Annotated in this window: 20 protein-coding genes; 7 read left to right on the top strand and 13 right to left on the bottom strand. The window is 55.8% G+C overall.

Going from position 1 to position 21,671, the window contains the following annotated elements:
- Nucleotides 1-3: 3 nt before the first annotated feature.
- Nucleotides 4-1,026, bottom strand: coding sequence for an LLM class flavin-dependent oxidoreductase (locus tag AC2LB6_RS12000; RefSeq protein ID WP_136198062.1), 1,023 nt, complete (start codon nt 1,024-1,026; stop codon nt 4-6).
- 208 nt (nt 1,027-1,234) lie between these two features.
- Between AC2LB6_RS12000 and AC2LB6_RS11995 the strand changes: the two genes are divergently transcribed.
- The 4 genes from AC2LB6_RS11995 (at nt 1,235) to AC2LB6_RS11980 (ending at nt 5,246) form a co-directional block, all read left to right on the top strand.
- Complete coding sequence (locus AC2LB6_RS11995) at nt 1,235-2,197, top strand: fatty acid desaturase (RefSeq protein ID WP_490093671.1); 963 nt, start codon at nt 1,235-1,237, stop codon at nt 2,195-2,197.
- Nucleotides 2,190-2,963 (top strand): phosphate/phosphite/phosphonate ABC transporter substrate-binding protein, encoded by a 774-nt coding sequence (locus AC2LB6_RS11990; RefSeq protein WP_490093670.1) that lies wholly within the window; start codon nt 2,190-2,192, stop codon nt 2,961-2,963. Before AC2LB6_RS11995 ends, AC2LB6_RS11990 begins: the two co-directional genes overlap by 8 nt.
- A 180-nt stretch (nt 2,964-3,143) precedes the next feature.
- On the top strand, nt 3,144-4,058 hold the full coding sequence (locus tag AC2LB6_RS11985; protein WP_490093669.1) for a ketopantoate reductase family protein: 915 nt from the start codon (nt 3,144-3,146) through the stop codon (nt 4,056-4,058).
- A gap of 126 nt (nt 4,059-4,184) precedes the next feature.
- Nucleotides 4,185-5,246: a LacI family DNA-binding transcriptional regulator gene (locus AC2LB6_RS11980; RefSeq protein ID WP_490093668.1), complete on the top strand. Its 1,062-nt coding sequence runs from the start codon at nt 4,185-4,187 to the stop codon at nt 5,244-5,246.
- A 95-nt stretch (nt 5,247-5,341) separates the two neighbouring features.
- Here AC2LB6_RS11980 and tmaR read toward each other — a convergent pair whose 3' ends face one another.
- The 3 genes from tmaR to dacD all read right to left on the bottom strand — a co-directional run bounded on the left by tmaR (nt 5,342) and on the right by dacD (nt 8,303).
- Entirely contained in the window at nt 5,342-5,668 is a 327-nt protein-coding gene (gene tmaR, locus AC2LB6_RS11975; protein ID WP_004571340.1) for a PTS system regulator TmaR, read from the bottom strand.
- 160 nt (nt 5,669-5,828) lie between these two features.
- Nucleotides 5,829-6,887: an FUSC family protein gene (locus tag AC2LB6_RS11970; protein WP_490093667.1), complete on the bottom strand. Its 1,059-nt coding sequence runs from the start codon at nt 6,885-6,887 to the stop codon at nt 5,829-5,831.
- Nucleotides 6,888-7,139: 252 nt separating this feature from the next.
- A complete protein-coding gene (gene dacD, locus AC2LB6_RS11965) occupies nt 7,140-8,303 on the bottom strand; it encodes a serine-type D-Ala-D-Ala carboxypeptidase DacD (protein WP_490093666.1) in 1,164 nt (387 codons plus the stop codon).
- 559 nt (nt 8,304-8,862) lie between these two features.
- On the opposite strand from dacD, the gene AC2LB6_RS11960 reads away from it, so the two are divergent.
- A complete protein-coding gene (locus AC2LB6_RS11960) occupies nt 8,863-9,654 on the top strand; it encodes a DUF4225 domain-containing protein (RefSeq protein ID WP_490093665.1) in 792 nt (263 codons plus the stop codon).
- Nucleotides 9,655-9,657: 3 nt separating this feature from the next.
- Here the strand turns inward: AC2LB6_RS11960 and AC2LB6_RS11955 are convergent, their stop codons facing one another.
- Entirely contained in the window at nt 9,658-9,969 is a 312-nt protein-coding gene (locus tag AC2LB6_RS11955) for a hypothetical protein (RefSeq protein ID WP_490093664.1), read from the bottom strand.
- A 155-nt stretch (nt 9,970-10,124) separates the two neighbouring features.
- The gene (locus AC2LB6_RS11950) at nt 10,125-10,319 is read right to left on the bottom strand and encodes a hypothetical protein (protein ID WP_152551357.1); all 195 of its coding nucleotides are present in this window, start codon (nt 10,317-10,319) and stop codon (nt 10,125-10,127) included.
- A gap of 508 nt (nt 10,320-10,827) precedes the next feature.
- Here AC2LB6_RS11950 and sbcB point away from each other — a divergent pair.
- Nucleotides 10,828-12,255, top strand: coding sequence for an exodeoxyribonuclease I (sbcB, locus tag AC2LB6_RS11945; protein WP_490093663.1), 1,428 nt, complete (start codon nt 10,828-10,830; stop codon nt 12,253-12,255).
- Nucleotides 12,256-12,313: 58 nt separating this feature from the next.
- Here the strand turns inward: sbcB and AC2LB6_RS11940 are convergent, their stop codons facing one another.
- The 5 genes from AC2LB6_RS11940 to ltnD form a co-directional block, all read right to left on the bottom strand.
- The gene (locus AC2LB6_RS11940) at nt 12,314-13,669 is read right to left on the bottom strand and encodes a GntP family transporter (protein ID WP_490093662.1); all 1,356 of its coding nucleotides are present in this window, start codon (nt 13,667-13,669) and stop codon (nt 12,314-12,316) included.
- Between the two features lie 125 nt (nt 13,670-13,794).
- Complete coding sequence (locus tag AC2LB6_RS11935) at nt 13,795-14,580, bottom strand: HPr family phosphocarrier protein (RefSeq protein WP_039389460.1); 786 nt, start codon at nt 14,578-14,580, stop codon at nt 13,795-13,797.
- Nucleotides 14,580-15,224: a 3-oxo-tetronate 4-phosphate decarboxylase gene (gene otnC, locus AC2LB6_RS11930; protein ID WP_022625000.1), complete on the bottom strand. Its 645-nt coding sequence runs from the start codon at nt 15,222-15,224 to the stop codon at nt 14,580-14,582. The genes AC2LB6_RS11935 and otnC overlap by 1 nt, the downstream gene beginning before the upstream one ends.
- Nucleotides 15,217-16,479 carry a 3-oxo-tetronate kinase gene (otnK, locus tag AC2LB6_RS11925; RefSeq protein ID WP_490093661.1) on the bottom strand — a complete coding sequence of 421 codons (1,263 nt, stop codon included), beginning with the start codon at nt 16,477-16,479 and terminating at the stop codon, nt 15,217-15,219. The genes otnC and otnK overlap by 8 nt, the downstream gene beginning before the upstream one ends.
- Complete coding sequence (gene ltnD / locus AC2LB6_RS11920) at nt 16,479-17,384, bottom strand: L-threonate dehydrogenase (protein WP_490093660.1); 906 nt, start codon at nt 17,382-17,384, stop codon at nt 16,479-16,481. Before ltnD ends, otnK begins: the two co-directional genes overlap by 1 nt.
- Nucleotides 17,385-17,651: 267 nt before the next feature.
- Between ltnD and ygbI the strand changes: the two genes are divergently transcribed.
- On the top strand, nt 17,652-18,413 hold the full coding sequence (ygbI, locus tag AC2LB6_RS11915; RefSeq protein ID WP_490093659.1) for a DNA-binding transcriptional repressor YgbI: 762 nt from the start codon (nt 17,652-17,654) through the stop codon (nt 18,411-18,413).
- Nucleotides 18,414-18,462: 49 nt separating this feature from the next.
- Here ygbI and AC2LB6_RS11910 read toward each other — a convergent pair whose 3' ends face one another.
- Both AC2LB6_RS11910 and AC2LB6_RS11905 read right to left on the bottom strand, forming a co-directional pair.
- Nucleotides 18,463-19,821: an APC family permease gene (locus AC2LB6_RS11910; RefSeq protein WP_010248042.1), complete on the bottom strand. Its 1,359-nt coding sequence runs from the start codon at nt 19,819-19,821 to the stop codon at nt 18,463-18,465.
- A gap of 403 nt (nt 19,822-20,224) precedes the next feature.
- Nucleotides 20,225-21,640, bottom strand: coding sequence for a glutamine synthetase family protein (locus AC2LB6_RS11905; RefSeq protein ID WP_490093658.1), 1,416 nt, complete (start codon nt 21,638-21,640; stop codon nt 20,225-20,227).
- Between the last annotated feature and the right edge of the window lie 31 nt (nt 21,641-21,671).

Genomic DNA, 21,671 nt, shown 5'->3' with positions numbered 1-21,671 from the left:
AACTTAACGCCAGCCGAGTTCCGGGGCGACATACTTCAGAATCGCCTCGATCACATGTGCGTTGTAGGCGACGCCGAGCTGGTTAGGCACGGTGAGCAGCAGCGTGTCCGCTTCAGCAATCGCCTCATCCTGCGCCAGCTGTTTGATCAACGCCTCTGGCTCTGCGGCATAGCTGCGGCCAAAGATGGCGCGGGTTTTCTCATCGAGGAAGCCGACGGAATCCTGGTCGTTGCCGCTGCGGCCAAAGTAGGCGCGGTCCATATCATTCACCAGCGCAAAGATGCTACGACTGACGGAGACGCGTGGCGCATGCTGATGCCCCGCCGCTTTCCAGGCCTCGCGGTAAGCGCGAATCTGTTTCGCCTGCTGAATGTGGAACGGCTCGCCGGTTTCATCATCCTTCAGGGTTGAACTTTGCAGATTCATGCCCATTTTTGCTGCCCATTCTGCGGTGGCGTTGGAGCCGGAGCCCCACCAGATACGGTCACGCAGGCCTTCCGAGAGCGGCTCAGGGCGCAGCAGGCCCGGCGGATTCGGGAACATCGGCTGTGGATTCGGTTTGGCAAAGCCTTCCCCACGCAGCACTTCCAGAAACTCTTCGGTGTGACGACGGCCCATATCCGCATCGCTTTCACCCGCTTTCGGTTCAAAGCCAAAATAGCGCCAGCCATCGATCACCTGCTCCGGTGAACCGCGGCTCAGACCCAGCTGCAGACGACCGTTGGAGATCAGATCGGCTGAACTGGCGTCTTCCACCATATAGAGCGGGTTTTCGTAGCGCATGTCGATAACACCGGTGCCGATCTCAATCGTTTTGGTGCGCGCTGCAACGGCAGCCAGCAGCGGAAACGGCGAGCTTAGCTGGCGGGCAAAATGGTGGACGCGGAAATAAGCACCATCTGCGCCCAGCTCTTCGGCGGCGACCGCTAAGTCGATCGATTGCAGTAATACATCCTGTGCTGTGCGGGTGGCGGACTGTGACGAAGGCGTCCAGTGACCAAAGGATAAGAAGCCAATATTTTTCATCTGTATTTCTCCTGACAGGCGGTAAACGCCCGTGGATGCAAGGCGATTTTTGATAGAGAAAGGTTACGCCCCTGGAGCCGCCACTGATAGTCAATATCTTTCAGCGCCATATTCAGGAATTTCGACATAGCAAAGCAGATTATCCACTTTGCCTTTGCCCGCCCTTTCTTTCACTGTTCAGATTCCCGCTTCCGCTGTCAGGTGAATCATGCACACCGGTTATCTCTCTTTACAGCAGCGCGCCTGGCTTAAAGCGCGCGCACGCAGCTGGCTCTGGCGCAGCGAACTGCCGACCTGGCTGCTAATGGGTGCGATCTATGGCGGCTGGTTTTCGGTGATGCTGAACGTGCAGACGCTGGGGCGGCTGGCCACCACTCTGCTGCTGATCGTCTTCACTAGCTGGTATATGTCGCTGCAGCATGAGCTGATCCATGGCCATCCCACGCGCTGGCCGCGGGTGAATCAGCTATTTGGCACCCTGCCGCTGGCGGTATGGTATCCCTATGGACTCTATCGCGATTCTCATCTGGCTCATCATCGTAATCATACCCTGACCGAACCGGATGAGGATCCGGAAACCTACTACCTCTCCGCTGCTCGCTGGGCGACGTTACCGCGCTGGCAGCAGCACCTGGTTCATCTGCGTAACACTTTTCCGGGGCGGTTGCTGATCGGCCCGCTGCTGGATGTGGTGGCAACCCTGGGCGGAATGTTGCAGGTACTGCGCCGTGGCGATCGATCCGCGATTGCGATGTGGCTGCTGCACGGAACGCTGCTGGCACTGCTGTTTTTCTGGATGGCGCGGCAGGGATTTTCGCCGCTGTGGTATCTGCTGGCGGTCAGTTACCCGGCGCTGGCGCTGACCAAAGTGCGATCCTTCTATGAGCATCGTGCGGCGGACGATCCGCTGGCACGGTCGGTGAATAATGAAGCGTCGTGGCCGTGGCGCATGCTATTCCTGAATCTGAACTACCATTCAGTGCATCACGATCTCCCCGGCGTCCCCTGGTATGGCCTGCGCCGTCTCTATCTGCGCGACCGCGATCATTACTACCAGCGCAATCATGGCTTTCGCGTGGCGGGCTATCGGGTCTGGCTGCGTCAGTTCTGGGCCAGACCGGTCGGGGTCAATGCCCATCCGGGACGATCAGCGGAGAAAATGCATGAATAACCTGCTCGCCTTGCCGATGTATGCGATTCACCCGCCCGCCACGCGAGCACTGATGCAGGCACTGGGTGCACTGCTGGCGCAGCACGACATCGCCACGCAGCCGGTCTGGCCTGACGATCTGCTGGCACACTGGCAGGATGACCGGCTGGTGCTGAGCCAGACCTGCGGCTATCCGCTGGTTAGTCAGTTGCCTGCAGTGCAACTGGTCGGCGCATTTCACTATCGGGCACCGGGCTGCATTGATCGTAACTATCGCAGCTGGCTGGTGGCGCGGGATAAACAGGCAACGCTCGCCGATTTTAACGGTCAGCGGGCCGTGGCTAACAGCCTGGATTCTCACTCCGGCTATAACGCGCTGCGCCTGGCAGCGGCGCTTCAGGGCGTGACGTTTTCGAAGCTGTTGCTGAGCGGCGGGCACCGTCAGTCGCTGGCGGCACTGCGTGATTCACAGGCGGATATCGCAGCGATCGACTGCGTCAGCTGGGCGCTGCTGACGCGCTATGCGCCTGAAGAACTGCGCGGCCTGCATATTATCGGTGAGACGCCAGCCGCACCCGGATTACCGCTGATCACGGCAGCCTCAACGTCAGGGACCCGGCTGGAGACGCTACGCACGGCGCTGCATCAGCTGGTGAGTAAATCCGCCTTTCGCGCCGTTTGCGACGACAATCTGATCGACGGATTCAGCCCGGTACAGCGGGACGATTATCAGGGCGTTCTGGCGTGGGAACAGCAGGCCGCCGCGCTGGGCATCACCCGTCTGTAATGCCCCACTCCCTTTCGGTCATCTGAACAGGAAAATCTGATTCCTCAGCATCATCAACGCCCTGCTCACGCTTTCCCGGCCTGCTATTTCATGCTCCCCGATGCGCTTCAACCGAGCCTAAGGCTGGTAAGCCCGGTCACGGCGTTTTAATGTAGAGGTTTTCAGCAGAGGGAGAGTGGGATGCGCATTCTGATGGCAGGTGCCGGCGCGACTGGCGGATATTTTGGTGCACGACTGGCTCAGGCGGGTCAGGATGTGACTTTTCTGGTCCGTGAGCGGCGTTATCAGCAGTTGCAGACCCATGGTCTGGTGTTGCAGACGCCAAAGGGCTCGGAAAAGTTACAGCCGCAGCTGACCCAGGCGAGCACGCTGACGGGCCACTATGACTTGATCATCGTGACGGTGAAGAGCTTTGCGCTTGATCAGGTGATGGATGACATTGCGCCTGCAGTCGGCCCGGACACGCTAATTATGCCGATTCTCAACGGAATGCGGCACATCGCGACGCTGCAACAGCGTTTCGGCAAAGATCAGGTGATTGGCGGCCTGTGCAAAATCAACGCCACCCTGGGCGACGATGGCGAAGTGATCCAGATGACGCCGCTGCATCAGCTCTTATACGGTGCGCTGGACGGCAACAACGACGCGCGGCTGCAGCGGGTTGATGCGGCACTGCGCGACTGTCAGGTTGATACCCTTTTCAGCGATAACATCATGGATGAGCTGTGGGAGAAGTGGCTGCTGCTGAGCACGCTCGGCGCAGTCTGCTGTCTGGCGCGCGGCAACACCCAGCAGATCCTCACCTCGCGCGGCGGCGAAGCGCTGTTACAGGGGATATTTGCGGAAATTCTGTCTGTCATCACTGCCGAAGGCTATCAGCCGCGCCCGGCGGTCACCGCCCGCATTTTTGAGCTGTTAAACAATCCGGCGACGCCAATGACCTCCTCCATGTATCGCGATCTTACCCAGGGCTCTGATATCGAAGCTGATCAGGTGATAGGCGATTTGCTGCTGCGGGCAAAACGAAATGGCCTCGCTACGCCGTTGCTGAACGCAGTGGATGTGAATCTGCAGGTCTATCTGCAACAGCGTTAATAACGGCCGACTGCGCTGACCGGGTGCGGCAATGGCCCCCGGCGGCGTGATGGTAAAAGTGTGGTCGGCAGCAGCAGCGCAGCAGGAAAATTTGCTACACTCGTCGCTTCATATTTGGAGAGTTCAATGACTTCCCGCTCCGTGACCCTCGATGATGTCGCTCAACTTGCCGGCGTCTCATATCAAACCGTTTCACGTGTTTTAAATCGTTCTGAACAGGTGTCCGCCCGCACGCGGGAAAGGGTTGAGGCGGCGATGCAGCAGCTCAATTATGTGCCTAATCGTGTGGCGCAGCAGCTGGCGGGCAAGGCGACGCGCACGCTGGGTCTCGCTACCAGCGATCTGGCGCTGATGGCACCCGCGCAGATCGCCTCGGCGATTCAGCAGCGTGCTGCGAGGGCGGGCTATCATCTGGTGATTGCCATGGACAGCGGTAACGATGCGGCCGCTACCGTCAATGAACTGCTGGCACAGCGGGTCGACGGGCTACTGATTAACCTCCCGCTGGATGCGGATGAGGCGCAACAGATCCAGTTGCTGTGTGGCAGCAAGCCAGTGCTGTTTCTGGATGTCGAGCCTCAGGCCCCGGTGGCGCAGTGTCAGTACCCGAATGAGTCTGGCGCGCAAGCCGCCGTGGACCATCTGGTGGCGCTGGGCCATCGTCAGATTGGCCTGTTAAACGGGCCGCAGCGCTCGGTGTCCGCCCGCCAGCGTGAAAACGCATGGCGTCAGGCGCTGGTCGATCATCAGTTAACGCCGCACTGTTCCCTGCGCGGCGACTGGAGCGCGCAGTCGGGTTACCAGGCGCTGCTGGCGCAGCTACCCGACGACCTGCCGCAGGCGCTGCTGGTGGCGAACGATCAGATGGCGCTGGGTGCGATGCGGGCGCTGCATCAGTATGGCGTGGCCATTCCGGGCGAGATCTCGGTGATTGGTTATGATGATACCGCCGAGAGCGCGTGGTATCAGCCGCCGCTGACCACGGTGCGGCAGGATTTGCACTTTCTTGGCGCACAGAGCGTCGAGCGGATGCTGGCCCGACTTCAGGGTGAAGAGGCTTCCCACATCGCGCTGGAAACCCTGCTGGTGATCCGCGAGACCACCGCCCCGCCCGCTGATAAACAGGTCGATTTAGTGGCGCTGTCACAGCAATTACAGGGGATTGCCCGCAGGCTGGCGGGCAAATAACACCGCGCTGGCGCGGGCAATAAAAAACCCGCTCCACCAGAGTGGAAGCGGGTTCGCATGGGAGGTAAGTCGCCTTAGCGCTCGGCTATATGCCCTTACGCTTTCGGGTGTTCGCCCACGCCCATCGCTTTGATCTTTTTAGACAGCTCGCGACGCTCTTTAGACAGGTCGGCGTTTTTGATGATGTACTCATCCACGCGGTCTTCATAATCCACACGCATGCTGGCGATGATTTCCTGAATAGCCTCAACGCTCATGCCCGGTTTGATATATTCGCTCAGGTTGTCGAGCAGCAGAACGCGCTTCTGGTTGTCGCGAATTTTCTTCTCGTTGTCGACAATTTCACGCTGCAGTTTGTTTTTGCGGCGGAACATACGCACGAACTCCAGTACGTCCTGAAATGACTGCTTGGCATTTTCCATGATGGCACCTTACTTTGAGCCTGCTGACGCAGGGAGAGAGTCAAAACGATCAGCTTAGCGGCTAGCCCGCCAGGTAAGCAATTTTCACAGCTAAATTCAGACTGGCTCTTATCTTAGCGCAAAGAAACCCGGTTTTACATTAAGTCATTGTCTGAGGTGATTATTTGCGCAGCGCCATTCGCATCAGATCGGTCATCCGCTCCAGCTGTTTCGCCAGTTCCAGCGTCAGCCAGACATAGCCGTAGATTGGCGTCTCTTCCAGACCATCGCTGCCCGCGTCGGCGATCAGCCGCCGCAGTTCGCCGCTGATTTCGGTCAGCTCATGGCTGTTGGCGATCACCTCTTCCGTTTCCCCCTCAATCGCCATCACCGACAGCGCCCGCAGCGTGTTCTCGGTCATCTGCTGGGTGCGGCGAAGTGCGGGCGCATTAAGCATAATCAGATGGCTTTCACGCGATGCCCACCAGGCATTAATCTGCATCTCAATGGTGTTAACCATATTACGGTTAATGGTCTGAATGGCTTCAAGCACCGATTTCGGGATGCGCGTCTCTTTGCTCGACGGCTCCAGCAGCGCACGCATCTTAATCACGCTGCTCAGCAATTTGCTCAGCGGCTTGTTGAGACGCGGCTTTTCAACCAGGTTGGGCGAGAAACCGGCGTGATAGATCTTCGCCATTTCCGCCAGCGCGTCAGAGAGCTGAATGCGCCAGTGGGTATACGCACGCTGCGCCCAGATCGCGGTAAACAGCAGCGCCATCAGCGATCCCAGAATCACATCACCGCCGCGCCAGAGTGCCATGGTGAAATCGCCGGTTGGCGCACCCACCACGACGCTCAGTGTAATCCCGATCAACAGCGCCATGTAGGGATGTTTGCCCAGGGTCAGGTAGCCGCTGATCACCATGATGATGCCGCACCAGAGCAGCATTATCGGCATCGAGATCAACTCCAGCTTCAGGGCAATCAGACCGGAAATTGATCCCGCCACCGTGCCGCTGATGCGTTGCAGCGCGCGCGGAAAGACATTCCCCCAGGTGGAGATCGGCCCCATCACCACCACCAGCGTAATCAGCGGCCAGGTGCCTTCCGGGATATCGGTCGCCCGGACAAAGATAAAGCAGAGTATGAAGGCGATGGCGATGCGCACGCCGTGGACGGAGCGGTAATGGCGATAAAACCAGAACTCAAGTTTTGATATGGGCTTATCAGGACGCAAAGTGACTTTCCGGTTGCGGGAACATAATGAGGCTATCTTAACCCTGAACCCGGCTCAGGCTTAGCGCGGGCGGGATATTTCAAACAGTTTTGACGTTCGCTTACAATTATCAACATCCGTCTCACATACCTGCCCGGAAGTTAAAAACAACTGACCACGGATTTGTAACTTTTATCGACACGCAGTCACAGGGCATCAACGTGAAAACGGGCAGCCCGCAGGCTACCCGTTTTAGTGCTGACAATCGGCTAATCAGAACTTCTGCTTGAGATAATCCGTCAGGCGGGTAATAACACCTGCGGGTTCAACCGCACTCAGCGCCACCAGCGGATAATGGGCAATCTGCTGATCTTTATCCATCACCTGAATCTCACCGATGACCTCATTGGCTTTCAGCGGGGCTTCCAGATCTTTGCGATCGATCACGTACTTCGCTTTCACGTTCTGCACTTCACAGCGCGGCAGCGACAGATAAACATCTTCTGCGGTACCCACATCCACCTCATGAGGATTGCCGTACCAGACGTTTTCGCTGCCAATTTTCTTACCGGCATGGAACAGCTGAACGGTATCAAAGGTGTTCTGGCCCCAGACCAGCAGTTTACGCGCCTGCTCTTCGCGGCCTTTCGGGCTTTTACCGCCCATGACGACGGCGATCAGGCGATGCTTGCCCACCACATTCGAGGCGATGATGTTGAAGCCTGCGGTCTCAGTGTGACCGGTTTTCAGCCCATCAACGTGGAGATTATTGTCCCACAGCAGACCATTGCGGTTGTTCTGAGTGATGCCGTTCCAGGTCAGGGTCTTTTCACTGTACATGGCATAAAAGTCAGGCTCACCGTCAATAATGGCGCGTGACAGCTTCGCCATATCCAGCGCGCTGGAGAACTGACCCGGCGCATCCAGGCCATGCACGGTTTCAAAATGGGTGTTCTGCAGGCCGAGTTTCTCAACGTAGTGATTCATCATGCCGACGAAGTTCGCTTCGCTGCCCGCCACATAATCAGCCAGCGCAACGCAGGCGTCGTTACCGGAATCGATGATGACGCCACGGCTTAAATCCCGGACGCTCAGCTTATCGCCTGGCTTCAGGAACATCAGCGAGGAGCCTTTGAACACCGGATTACCTGCCCCCCAGGCATCTTTTCCGACCGTGACCATGTCGTCACGGCTGATTTTTTTCTGGTCGATGGCGCGATCGACCACATAACCCGTCATCAGTTTGGTCAGACTTGCGGGGTTACGGCGTTCATCGGGATTGCCCGCAGTCAGCACCTGCCCGGTGGTGGCATCCATCAGCACCCAGGAAGCGGCATCAATCGCCGGAGGCGTCACAGGAAAGGGGATCGCATCAGCCTGTGCCAGCGAGGCCCAGAAAACAGTAACGGTAACGGTGAACAGCAGACGCCTTTTCAACACTTCATCCTTAATTGCACGGGAGAGAAAATTTCTAAAAACGAAACGGAAACAGCCGCACGTTTTACGGCAAAAGCGTTGGGAAGGTTTGAATAAATTGAAAAAAAGTATGAACCGGGCTGGTCTCAGATAAGCGTGGTTGTCGGCTTACCGTCGTCAGCTGGCGGCGTAAGAGAAGATGAAGAGCAGGTTTTATGTCATGGAAGGACCGGAGAGTAACATGCGCATTCACCACAACGTAAATACTACCGTACAGGGTTTGCCGCCTCTGCTTCTGCACGGACTGGATTATGAGTCCGTAGTATACCGATAGCATTTACAGTTGCGTTCTGCATACGGGATCAGACCGCTTGTAAATTTGAAAAGGGCATAAAACAATAAAGCCCCGCCTTAACGAGGTTTTAAAAATTCATTAGTGGCGTAAACGTATCATTATCCCACTATCTGACCTGAATACGCCAGTTTATACAAATTCGATAATTTTTAATTTTGGCGACTCTTTACTTTGTAGTAAAACGTAGACGGCACTAAATCACGGTGACTTATAGGAGTTGATGTTATGGATAACTATCTGGACAAGAAAAGATTTAACAGTTATTACCTGCTTCAGGCAAATGACGCTGATCACTATCTGAGGATGACTGCACGCAGACTCTCCTCTCAGCACCTTAAGAATCTTATATCTCACATTAATTTTAATAACGAAGTAGAACGTTTTATCGAGGCGCAGATTAAGGGAATTAAGAAAGCAACTGATGAACGTGAATGCAAGCTTTGTCTGTATAATTTACAGGAAGAAAAAAAATCCCTTCATCAGCAGGATGCTGCTCTCTGGACAGGCGCAGCTAAAATAGTTGTCTCTGCTCAACTGGTAACTAATCATCTTGACGGATGGGGTTATGTTTTCAATGCCGTTGGCGTAATTATTGGCTCCGCACAAATTATAGCAGGGGCAACTATAGGGATCGCGTCATTGTTCAGCGGAAATTTAATAGGTACTTTTGCGGGAGCAATGATAGTCTCGCATGGAATCAACAATATATACGAAAGCTATATAAACATAAGTGAGAATCGCAGCGATACAGAGGGTTTCTTACGTGGCGGCTATGCAGCAACTACCGAATTCCTCGGTTTCAGCCCTACTGTAGGCCGCATTGCTTACAGTATCGCTGACTTATCCCTTTCAGGATATGGTTTAGCAAGGATGGTTCTTAAACCAGACGCATGGCGACTTTATCGCTATCTGCCATCAAATTTTATCAGGAATGTAAAAACAGTCGGAGCGCCTTCATTAGCTCTGGAGGCGCTAGGGGATGCGATGACTCTGAAGAATATTTATGACCAAAAATAATAATTATATTAGCCTGTAATAAAATACTTTGGCCCCCAGCCTCACTGGGGCCATATAACAAAAAACCATCACCGTAAAAAAGTAAATTGAAAGATATGTGTAAAAGCTACCATTTTCGGAACGGACAAACTCATAGATTCCAACTGCGGCCAAAAGAAGAATGAATATCAGAACGCCCTTAAAAACCCTGAGGAGGCGTTTTAAAGTTTCAGATATAGTCAAGCCCTCACCTTCTGACAGACGTTCAATATAAACCCGTTCATTTTCACTAAGTTTGCTTAAGTCCACATTATCCATAACGTCTCTCTCTTTCATGCCCCAGTGCTCAGGGCAATATTAACCTGAATTAATTATTCTATATAGTGTTTTTTAACGCGGGGCGAAATATGAAAGTAGCATTGCGTCCTTGCGGAAGAACTTGCCGTCTACTGAAATTGGCGCGGTAATGAGCCTGTATCGTTGTGGAGTTTTTACAGCTGCAGCAGTACGTAAAGAGCGATGCTGGCCGCCAGATGATCGCGATGCACTGAAAGCGTCAGAATAAATTTAGCAATTATCTCCAGTTTAACTAATTCTCCGATTGGCATAATTTTCCAGACAGACTCACCCATAATATTACATGCTGCCACGAAGGCTTGTTCTTCTAATCTAATTCCTTTAGCCACTTCTATTCAAAGAGAGTCAAATATAATCCTTTCAGGCAGATTACGCCTATTTTGACCTCAGTATTTATTGGTCAACCGCTCATCACTAACGCGTTAAATCTGGACTGGAGCGCGAACCGTCAGGATTTTGGTTCAATGCACAATGTATGCCTGCAGCGGCAAAACATTGGCCAGAATTGCGCTGGTAAAGACATTGACCAGTAACCCCCATCTACGGCGCAAACAATACGAAGGTAAAGCCCGCGCACGGGTGCCGAATACGCACGCCCAGCCCACCAGCATCAGAAGTTTCAGACGTACCGGAATATGGTTTACCATACAGGGATGGCGTCAGCCGCTGTCCGGAACCGCTATAATGGCTCTGTACGGCTGAACCCGCAGTCAGCACGCATCAGACATAATGATCAGAGCTAAATTCTGCCTGCGCACAGGGATACAGAGCGAACAGAAAGCCGTTTTATCGCTTTCTGTTCATTAAGTCAGTGAACGCAATGAACGGATATGAAATTTGAATAACGACCGCGTACAGCCCACTTTCCTCTTCCACGATTACGAGACCTTCGGCACCAGCCCCTCTCGTGATCGGCCAGCCCAGTTTGCCGGCCTGCGCACCGACAGTGAGTTTAATCCGGTCGGCGAACCCGAAGTATTCTACTGCCGTCCGCCTGATGACTATCTGCCACAGCCCGAAGCGGTGATGATTACCGGCATTACCCCGCAGATAGCGATGAGTCGCGGCGTGATCGAAGCAGAGTTCGCTGAACGGATCCATGCGCTGTTCACCAAAGAGCAAACCTGTGTGGTGGGCTACAACAACGTGCGTTTCGATGATGAAGTGACGCGCAATATCTTCTATCGCAACTTTTATGACCCTTACGGCTGGGCCTGGCAAAACGGCAACTCACGCTGGGACCTGCTCGACGTGATGCGTGCCTGCTATGCATTGCGGCCCGAAGGGATCAACTGGCCGGAAAATGAAGAAGGCTTTCCCAGCTTCCGGCTGGAGCATCTGACCAAAGCGAACGGCGTGTCCCATGAAAATGCGCACGATGCGATGTCCGATGTTTACGCCACGCTGGCGATGGCGAAACTGGTAAAAGAGAAGCAGCCGAAACTGTTTGAGTTTTTGTTTACCCATCGTAACAAAAACAAGCTGATAAACCTGATCGACATCCCGCAGATGAAACCGCTGGTCCATGTCTCCGGCATGTTCGGCGCTGCACGCGGTAACACCAGCTGGATCGTACCGCTTGCGTGGCATCCCGATAACCGCAATGCGCTGATCGTGGTCGATCTGGCGGGGGATATGTCGCCGCTGCTGCAACTGGATGCCGACACGCTGCGTGAGCGTCTTTACACGCCGAAAAACGATCTCGGCGATATGCCACCGGTGCCGGTTAAACTGGTGCATATCAATAAGTGTCCAGTGCTGGCCCCTGCCAGTACGCTGCGCCCGGAAGATGCGGCCCGGCTGAATATTGATCGTCAGCACTGCCTGGCGAATCTGGCGCTGCTGCGTCAGCAGCCCGACGTGCGGGAAAAACTGGTCACGCTATTTGCCGAAGCGGAGCCGTTTACGCCGTCAGATGATGTGGACACGCAACTCTATGATGGCTTCTTCAGTGATGCCGATCGGGCGGGGATGAATATTATCCGCCAGACCGCGCCCGCGAATCTGCCTGCGCTGGACCTGAGCTTTGAGAGTGCGCGGGTAGCGAAACTGCTGTTCCGCTACCGGGCGCGTAACTTCCCCGGCACGCTGGATGATGCCGAGCAGCAACGCTGGTTGCAGCATCGTCGTGACGTGCTTAATGCCGATCGGGTGCAGGCGTTTATGCAGGAACTGGAAGGTCTGGCGAATCTGCATGAAGCGGATGCAGAAAAACTCGCACAGCTTAAAGCGCTTTATCTGTATGCCCAGGAGCTGGTCTCCTGAAGCACTAAGAGTCTGACCCGGTATCGCCTGCCGGGTCAGACTTTCTGATGCTGCTTAATCAGAGCACGGTCCACGCCAGCCAGGTCAGCGCAAAACCGCTCAGCCCCATTAGGGTTGTCAGCACCGTCCAGGTGCGTAAACCGTCGGCCACCGAAAGTCCCAGATAACGGGTCACTACCCAGAATCCTGCATCATTGACATGCGACAATCCCAGACCACCAAAACAGGCCGCCAGGGTGACCAGTACCCTTTGCATATCCGTCACGCCGGTCACCGCCTGGGTCAGCAAACCGCTGGTGGTCAGGATCGCCACCGTGGCGGAACCCTGTGATGCACGCAGCGCCAGCGACAGGATAAATGCCGCTGGCACCAGCGGCAGATGCAGCGTTTCGAGCGTGACCGCCAGCGCTTTACCCACGCCCGACTCCACCAGTACTTTGCCGAATGCCCCGCCAGCCCCGGCCACCAGAATCACGCTGGCTGAGGTGGGAATGGCCCGGCCGGTCAGATCTTCCAGCTTATCTTTGCTCCAGCCACGCCGCACGCCCAGCAGCCAGGCCGCCAGACCTAAAGCAATCAACAGGGCAATCGGCGGCGTGCCAATCACGGTCATGACGTTACGCAGCAGGCTTCCTTCAGCCAGCAGTGTGTGGGACAGCGTTCCCAGCACGATCAATACAATCGGAACCACAATCAGACCGCTGATGGTCAGCGCGCCCGGCGGGGCCGGTTCATTTTTCTTTTCCTGTCCCTCCGGCTTCGCCATCTGCAACTGTTCCAGCACCTCCACTGAAAGATGGTAATGGTGACGATTCATGACTTTCGCCACGTAATAGCCGATGATCCCGACCGGCACGGAAATCGCGATCCCCAGTATCATCAGCCATCCCATGTCGGTGTGCAGGATCCCGGCTGCCGCCGCTGCGCCCGGATGGGTCGGCAGCGCCACGTGCACTGTCAGCATCACGCCCGCCATCGGCAGGCCAAACTTCAGCGGCGAGACCCGCGCCACTTTGGTAAAGCCATAAATCAGCGGAATAACAATGATAAAGCCAACTTCAAAAAATACCGGGATGCCGAGGATAAAGGCCGCCATGGTCAATGCCGCAACGGTACGCTTCAGCCCCAGCGTTTTACTGAAGCGTTGCGCCAGCGATTCAGCGCCGCCCGAGGCTTCAATAATCGCCCCGAGCATGGCACCAAGCACGATGATGATGGTGATGTGACCGAGCAGGCCGCCCATCCCGGTGATAATGGTTTCCATGATTTTTTCAGCCGGAATGCCGGTCGCGATAGCCACCAGCAGACTGACAATTAACAGGGCGACAAAGGGATGAACTTTGGCTTTGATGACCAGCAGCAGCAGGATCACGATGCTGGCGGTCGCTATGGCTAACAGCAGTGCGGTGGACATAGTAAACCTCAGAAATTGTTATATTTTTTTGAGTATCGGCGTACATAATAAACAGGTGCAGGGTCAGAAAAAGGACGAAAAAATCTCAACCGGTGCCGAAACACCGGTTTTTTTAGCCCGTTAAATCAGGTTTTTCTCGCCCAAGGCGCAAACCAGCCAAGACCAGCGGTAGTGCTGCCGCGCGGGATATATTCGCAGCCCACCCAGCCGGAATAGCCGACCTCATCCAGCAGTGAATAGAGATAGGGGTAGTTGATTTCACCCTCATCCGGTTCATGACGATCCGGTGCCGAAGCAATCTGCACGTGCCGATAGCGTCCGGCATAGTGGCGAATCAGATGGCTGAGGTTGCCATCCACCCGTTGCGCATGGAACAGGTCGAGCTGAGTGAAGACATTGGGTCGATCGATCTGTTCGACCATCTCCAGCGTCTGATACTGGCTGGCATAAAGATAGTTGGGTTTGGTTGTGGGATTAAGCGCCTCAATCAGCAGGATGATGCCGTGCGGCGCAAAGCGCTCAGCGGCATAACGCATATTGCTGATAAAGGTCTCAACGTAGCGCTGACGATCAGCGTCGGGCGGCACCGTCGCCGCCATGATGTGCACCTGCGGGCAGTTCAGCGCCAGCGCATAGCTCAGGGCGCGATCGATATCCGCCTTTGCTTCCGCTTCCCGTCCGGGGATGGCCGAAACGCCCCACTCACCCGCTGCGACGTTGCCGGGTGCGGTATTGAACAGCACCAGTTGCAGCTGGTTATCATCGAGCCACTGCTTGATCTGCGTGGCGGGATAGTCATAAGGAAACAGAAATTCGACGGCGGTGAAACCGGCTTCCGCCGCTGCAGCGAAGCGTTCAGCAAACGGCAATTCAGTAAATTGCGTCGAAAGGTTAGCAGCAAACTTCGGCATTATCGGCTCCTTAATTCTGCCACTTCGGCATCATTGAGATAACGGATCGGGCGGTCGCCTAAGGTAAAGATGAGCCGGGCGGTCTCTTCCAGCTCTTCAGTATTGTCTGCCGCTTCCTGCAACGATTTCCCCACCACCACCGGGCCATGATTCGCCAGCAGAAAGGCACGATAACGTGGAGCCAGCGCCGCCAGATCCTCGGCCAGTCGCCCATCACCCGGCTTGTAGTAAGGCACGACCGGCACATCACCGACACGCATCACCACATAGGGAGTAAACGGACGAATGCAGTTGTCCGTGTCCAGCCCCTGTAAGCAGGAGAGCGCCGTCAGGTAGTGGCTATGCAGATGCACCACCGCCCTGCAGTCGGGATTATTCAGATAGAGCGCGCGGTGAAACGCAATCTCTTTGGAGGGTTTATCACCGGAGAGCCATTCGCCGTCAGGCGTGACTTTTGCCAGCCGGTCACCCTGCAATTCACCCAGGCATGAACCGGTGGGTGTCGCCAGCAGATTGCCATCCTCCAGCAACATTGAGAGGTTGCCCGCCGAGCCGGTGGCATAGCCGCGCTGAAAAAACGATGCGCCAAGACGCACCATCTCGTCACGCGCCTGCTGTTCCGTTAAAGAGAAAGATTCAGACATCAGTAAACTCCGTTTGCGCGCGGCGGAAGAAATCTTCATCGCCAAAATTGCCCGATTTCAGTGCCAGAGAGAGCGGCTGATGAATGTCGCGCACCCAGGGCACGCCGGGCGAAATCGTCGGACCGATGTGAAAGGCCGTCACACCCAGGCTCTGCGCGACCACGCCGGAGGTCTCCCCGCCCGCCACAATAAAGCGCTGCCAGCCCCGCTCCTTCAGCTCACGGGTGACCATGGCGAACAGCTGCTCAACGGCTTCACTGCTGCGCTCCGCACCATAGCGCTGTTGAATCGCCTGCAAGTGTTGCGCGTCAGCGGTGGCAAAAAGCAGGGGTGCCAGCGCCTGATCGCTGTTCGCTTCCACCCAGTCGCATAACTGCCGGGCATAAGCCCCGGCGTCTTCCAGACAGCGTTCAGTCTCAACTTCGCAGGCCGGTGCCAGCTGGCGGTACGCGGCGACCTGACGATTGGTCATCTGTGAACAGGAACCGGAAAGCACCACGGCGCGATCGCCCTGCGGACGGCCTGCCTGCTCCGCTTTTGCATCACTCTCAGCCGTCGCCCACTGCCGTGCCAGACCGATGGCCAGCCCGGAACCGCCGGTAACCAGCCGCATCTCGCTCAGCGCCGCGCCCAGCGTTAACAGATGTTCCTGATGCAGGGCGTCGGTCACGACGTAGTTGATCCCCTGCGCCGCCAGCTGACCCAGCGCCTGCCGAACTGACTCAGCGCCCTGATCGACCTGTGCCGCCGCGATCAGTCCGGCTTTGCCCCTCGCCTGTGATGTCATCAGCCGCAGCAGGTTGCTGTCGTGCATCGGTGTGACCGGGTGATGCCGCATACCAGACTCTGACAGCAGCTGATCGCCGACAAACAGGTAGCCCTGATAAACAGTGCGGCCATTCACCGGCAGCGCCGGACAGATCACCGTCTGCGTTTCACCCAGCGCCTGCAGCAGGGCGTCGGTTACCGGACCGATATTGCCCTGCGCGCTGCTGTCGAAGGTGGAACAATATTTGAAGTAGAAGCGCTCACAGCCCTGCTTCTGCAGCCATGCCAGCGCAGCCAGCGACTGAGCAACCGCCTGGTCTGCAGGACAGGAGCGGCTCTTCAGGCTGACCACAATCGCCTGCGCCTCTGTGATTTCCTCGCTGTCAGGAATGCCGTTGAACTGAATGGTGGTCAGCCCGTTCTGCACCAGAAAACTGGCGATGTCAGTCGCACCGGTAAAATCGTCCGCTATGACACCAAGACGCATCAGAGTTTCTCCCCGGCCTGAGGCAGCGTGATGCCGCTGAAGATCTTAATCACGGCACTGTCATCTTCACGGCCATAACCGGCGTTGCTGGCTTCGGTGAACATGTTAAGGGCAGTCGAGGCCAGCGGCAGCGGGAAGTGCAGCGACTTCGCGGTATCGGCCACCAGGTTGAGGTCTTTCACAAAGATATCGACCGCCGATTTCGGGCTGTAGTCGCCGTCTACCACATGCCGCATGCGGTTTTCGAACATCCACGAATTGCCCGCCGCATTGGTGACCACTTCATACATGGTTTCCAGCGGGATACCAGCCCGCGCCGCCAGCGCCATCGCTTCAGCGCCCACCGCGATGTGAACACCCGCCAGCAGCTGATGAATAATTTTGACGGTGGAACCCAGGCCGATCTCACTGCCCACGCGATACACTTTGGCCGCGACGGCATCCAGCACCGGTTGCAGTTGTGCAAAGACCGCGTCACTGCCTGAGGCCATCACTGTCATCTCACCGCTGGCCGCTTTGGCAGCACCGCCGGAAACCGGGGCATCCAGCATCAGCAGCTGGTGTTCGGCGAGCCGCTGTTCAATCTGCTGCGCATCCTGCGCAGACAGCGTGGATGAGACCATGACCACCGTGCCTGGGCGCAGTTTTGCAGCCAGGCCTTCTTCACCGAACAGAATGGCGTTCACCTGCTGCGCATTGACCACCAGCAGCAAAACGGCATCGAGCTGGTCTGCAAACCCTGAGGCGGATGACTGCGCATCACGCGCGCCAGCCTGGCGTAAACTCTCCAGCGCGGCGGGATTCAAATCGACACCCCAGGTATTGAGCCCGGCGCGCAGACAGGATTTCGCGGCGCCCATACCCATAGAACCTAACCCGATGACACAGATGTTTTCAGCTGGCACGTTACGCCTCCACTGTTAAATTAAGTGATTATTTGTTTGTTACTGTTAATCCTGCCAGCTTCCTGCCGTTAAAAATGTGTCTCTCCTCACAAAAAAACATCCCCGATGTTAAATAGAACAATTTTTAACATCGCCATATTTTCAGCTATCACTGCGCTTCACCACTGAAAAAACCGTTGCCGCCGGGGTATCTGCTGTTGTTTTTTGTTCTGGTTAACCGGCAGATCCTTTATAATGTGAAAAAATGATAATTATCAGGGAGCAGATATGATTCCGGTTGAACGTCATCAACAGATTCTGGCGCTGGTCGCCGAGCGTGGCGTGGTGAGCATCGCAGAACTCACAGAGCGGCTGGGCGTGTCACACATGACCATACGCCGTGATGTGCAGAAGCTGGAGGAGCAAGGTGCCGTGTTATCGGTTTCCGGCGGCGTGCGCTCTGCTGACCGGCTAGCGGCTGAACCGTCGCATCTGACGAAAAGCGCCCTCTACAATGATGAAAAACGCGCCATTGGCCGCACTGCCGCCCGGCACATTCCGCGTAACAGCTGCATTTATCTGGATGCCGGAACCACGACGTTAGCGCTGGCAAGAGAGTTGGTAGATCGCGATGATTTGCTGGTGGTGACCAACGATTTTATGGTGGCGAATCTGCTGATGGAGGCGAGTCAGTGCCGTGTTATCCACACAGGCGGCACCGTATGCCGGGAGAACCGCTCCTGTGTCGGGGAGTCGGCGGCACGCAGCCTGCGTCATCTCGCCATTGATATTGCCTTTATATCGGCCTCCTGCTGGGGGCCGCGAGGCTTGTTTACACCGGATGAAGATAAAGTGATGGTGAAGCAGGCGGTGAGTGAGGTGAGCAGTAAGCGGGTACTACTGAGTGACAGTTCGAAGTACAACAGGATTGCGACATTTCTGGCGTTGCCGCTGGAGAGGTTTGATGTGGTTGTAACCGACAAAAAGATGAGTGATGCAGGCCGGGAGTGGTTAGGTGCGGGTAGCTGGGAACTGGTGCTGGCCAGTTAAAACGTTGCCGCCTTTCCGATCTTGCGGGAGGGCGGCAACGTTAGCGCGATTAAACTTCTTCGCTGAACTGCGGCACCGGATTACGGAAGCTGCGGGTCACAAATGCCAGGTAGATAATCCCGATGGCGGCCCAGATCAGGCCCAGCTCCATAGAACTTTCTTCCAGGTTTACCCACAGCGCACCGACCGTCAGTGCACCCAGCAATGGCAACAGCAGATACTGAACGTGATCTTTCAGCGTGCGGTTACGCTTCTCACGGACCCAGAACTGGGCGATCACCGACAGGTTAACGAAGGTAAACGCCACCAGCGCACCAAAGTTAATCAGCGCAGTAGCCGTTACCAGGTCAAAGTTAATCGCCATCAGCGCAATCGCACCGACCAGCAGCACGTTGAGTGACGGAGTACGCCATTTTGGATGGATGTAACCGAAGAAACGCTCCGGGAACACGCCATCACGGCCCATCACATACATCAGACGCGATACGCCAGCGTGCGCTGCCATACCGGATGCCAGCACCGTGACCACCGAGAAGATCAGGATGCCGACCTGCAACGCTTTACCGGCGACAAACAGCATGATTTCAGGCTGTGAGGAGTCCGGATGCTGGAAGCGGGTGATATCCGGGAAATAAAGCTGCAGGAAGTAAGACGCAGCGATAAAGATCACACCACCAATCAGGGCAGTCAGGAAAATGGCGCGCGGGATCGTGCGCTCTGCATCTTTGGTCTCTTCCGACAGCGAACTGATGCCATCAAAGCCGAGGAACGAGAAGCAGAGTATCGTCGCACCGGTAATCATCGGCACCACATGCGCATTCTCAGACCAGAACGGACGGCTGCTCACCAGCGTGCCGGAACCCACGCCGCTTGCCACACCGTAGATCACCATCGCGGTAATCCCGACCATGACAACCACCTGCAGCACCACAATCACACTGTTAAAGTTGGCGACGGTTTTGATGCCCTTAAGGTTAGAGAGCGTCATAAATCCGACCAGCAACACCACGAAAATCCACGACGGGATGCCCGGCACCAGCGATTCGAAATAGTTTTTAGCCAGCAGGATGTTGATCATCGGCATGAACAGATAGTCCAGCAGAGATGACCAGCCGACCATAAAGCCGACGTGCGGACTGATCGCCTTCTGAGCGTAGGTATAAGCGGAGCCCGCAGAGGGGAAGCGGCGTACCAGCTTACCGTAACTCACGGCAGTGAACAGAATCGCAATCAGCGCGAAAGCATAAGCGGTGGCGACGTGACCCTCGGTCAGCCCGGAAACGATGCCAAAGGTATCGAACAGGGTCATAGGCTGCATGTAGGCTAAGCCCATCATGACGACCGGAAGTAACGTGAGTGTTTTTTTAAGTTGCGCACGCTGCGGTGCGGCGGAGGTATTAAGCGACATGCTTCAGTCCCCCATGTGCGACAACCTGGCTGGGCTGGGTCACAGGACAACTGCGCATTAAGCGACAGGGAGTAAGGTTAGCGGTTAACGCGGCGCCGTAGTCATCACGAAAACGCGTACCAGCGTTAGCTGGCAGAGTGAAAAACATCCCCATCTTTTAATCCTCAATCTCACGCTTACGCGTGTTTTCAGTGTTTATCTATCCGGGTGCGTGCCCGGCCTCGGTTAAGTCAGCAAAAAACGCTCTCATAAAACTGGATGCAAAAAAATAACCGGCGCGTGAAGCGTCGGTTATCATCTGATTTTGCAGGCCGCGTATTTTGCCCTAAGCCATGGCAGAAATACAAGCCATCCGGGCATGTTATGCAAAAAAAGCGCACGGAATTGCCGGTAAACCGGCGTTTCAGGCGTTTTTCAGCATCCAGTCGATTTCCGTAGACGTAATCAGCCGTTCAAACTGCATCAGTTCATAATGTTTGCAGCTGTGCCAGACCATGGCAAAACGTTCGCCCAGTAACTTCTGTAACGGATAGCTGCTGTCAAATTCATACAACGCATCGCTCTGACGAATCGGCAGTGCAAGACCTTCGGCATGGTGACCGTTGCCGGTGACCGGATGCGGTAACGGCAATTGGGTATCCAGCCCGTGCAGCATCCCGGCCAGGATAGCCGACACCACCAGATAAGGGTTGGCGTCAGCACCCGCCACGCGATACTCAATACGGTGATTGTCGATATCACCGCAGGGTACGCGCAGTGCAACGGTCCGGTTGTTATGGCCCCACGAAGCCTGTAACGGCACATAGGCCTCCGGGACAAAGCGGCGATAGGCATTCACATTGGGTGCCAGCAGCGCCATCGAAGCTGGCATCAGGTCGATCATGCCGGCCAGCGCGCGTTTCATCAGCGGCGAATCGCTGCCGTCATCACAGGCGAAGGCGTTGTGATCGGCGGCATCCAGCATGCTGATATGCACATGCATACCGCTGCCCGCGTACTCCTCATACGGCTTCGCCATAAACGTGGCGGTCATGCCGTGATTTTCCGCCACCTGACGAATCAGGCGCTTCAGTTGCACCGCGTGGTCGCAGGCGCGCAGCACGTCGCGGGTATGATGCAGGTTAATTTCAAACTGTCCGGGCGAGGCTTCCGCCAGCGCGCCATCGGCCGGGATGCCCTGCTGACGCGCCAGATCGTCGATGTCGCGCAGCACATCGGCGAAGTGATCGAGGTTATCCACCGAATAAACCTGGCTCTGCATATTGCGTTCGTCACTGCCGGGCGAACACGGCGGCTGGATAAAGCCTTCAGCATCGCGCTTTTTGTCCACCAGATAGAACTCCAGCTCTACCGCTACCACCGGGAACAGACCTCGGTTACGCAGCTGTTGCCACAGCCGGTTAAGGACATTTCGGGGTTCAACGTCAAAGGGAGTGCCATCTTGGTTGCACATAGTTAACAGCAGTTGCGCAATGTGTTGAGGGTCAGAAGCAGAGGGAACTAAGGTACCGGAGACGGGCAGGCAGAGATTATCGGGTTCGCCCAGTGACTGGCCGAGTCCCGCTTCTTCTACCGTGTTGCCGAGAATATCCATGGCGAACACAGAGGCGGGGAAATAACACCCTTTTTCCAGCTTAGACAGCGCAGAGACCGGAATGCGCTTGCCGCGGAACACACCATTTAAATCATTTAACAGGATATCGACATACTGCGTTTCAGGATGGCGCTCCAGCCAGGCTTTCACCTCATGCTGGAACGCGCTGGTTCGTTTCTCTTCACTGTGAAGCATAAAGTCTTCTACTTCTACCAGGTTAGTCATGATCTCACCCGCCCCTATTAGGTTTGCGTAA

The sequence above is a fragment of the Pantoea sp. RCC30.1 genome, from assembly GCF_058148845.1.
The sequence above is the reverse complement of the archived record's forward strand: the minus strand, read 5'-3'. Positions and strand labels throughout refer to the sequence as shown.

Bases quoted from the DNA above. Each gene is read 5' to 3' on its own strand.
- AC2LB6_RS12000 (WP_136198062.1), bottom strand. From the start codon at position 1,026: ATGAAAAATATTGGCTTCTTATCCTTTGGTCACTGGACGCCTTCGTCA.
- AC2LB6_RS11995 (WP_490093671.1), top strand. From the start codon at position 1,235: ATGCACACCGGTTATCTCTCTTTACAGCAGCGCGCCTGGCTTAAAGCG.
- AC2LB6_RS11990 (WP_490093670.1), top strand. From the start codon at position 2,190: ATGAATAACCTGCTCGCCTTGCCGATGTATGCGATTCACCCGCCCGCC.
- AC2LB6_RS11985 (WP_490093669.1), top strand. From the start codon at position 3,144: ATGCGCATTCTGATGGCAGGTGCCGGCGCGACTGGCGGATATTTTGGT.
- AC2LB6_RS11980 (WP_490093668.1), top strand. From the start codon at position 4,185: ATGACTTCCCGCTCCGTGACCCTCGATGATGTCGCTCAACTTGCCGGC.
- tmaR (WP_004571340.1), bottom strand. From the start codon at position 5,668: ATGGAAAATGCCAAGCAGTCATTTCAGGACGTACTGGAGTTCGTGCGT.
- AC2LB6_RS11960 (WP_490093665.1), top strand. From the start codon at position 8,863: ATGGATAACTATCTGGACAAGAAAAGATTTAACAGTTATTACCTGCTT.
- AC2LB6_RS11955 (WP_490093664.1), bottom strand. From the start codon at position 9,969: ATGAAAGAGAGAGACGTTATGGATAATGTGGACTTAAGCAAACTTAGT.
- AC2LB6_RS11940 (WP_490093662.1), bottom strand. From the start codon at position 13,669: ATGTCCACCGCACTGCTGTTAGCCATAGCGACCGCCAGCATCGTGATC.
- AC2LB6_RS11935 (WP_039389460.1), bottom strand. From the start codon at position 14,580: ATGCCGAAGTTTGCTGCTAACCTTTCGACGCAATTTACTGAATTGCCG.
- otnC (WP_022625000.1), bottom strand. From the start codon at position 15,224: ATGTCTGAATCTTTCTCTTTAACGGAACAGCAGGCGCGTGACGAGATG.
- otnK (WP_490093661.1), bottom strand. From the start codon at position 16,479: ATGCGTCTTGGTGTCATAGCGGACGATTTTACCGGTGCGACTGACATC.
- ygbI (WP_490093659.1), top strand. From the start codon at position 17,652: ATGATTCCGGTTGAACGTCATCAACAGATTCTGGCGCTGGTCGCCGAG.
- AC2LB6_RS11910 (WP_010248042.1), bottom strand. From the start codon at position 19,821: ATGTCGCTTAATACCTCCGCCGCACCGCAGCGTGCGCAACTTAAAAAA.
- AC2LB6_RS11905 (WP_490093658.1), bottom strand. From the start codon at position 21,640: ATGACTAACCTGGTAGAAGTAGAAGACTTTATGCTTCACAGTGAAGAG.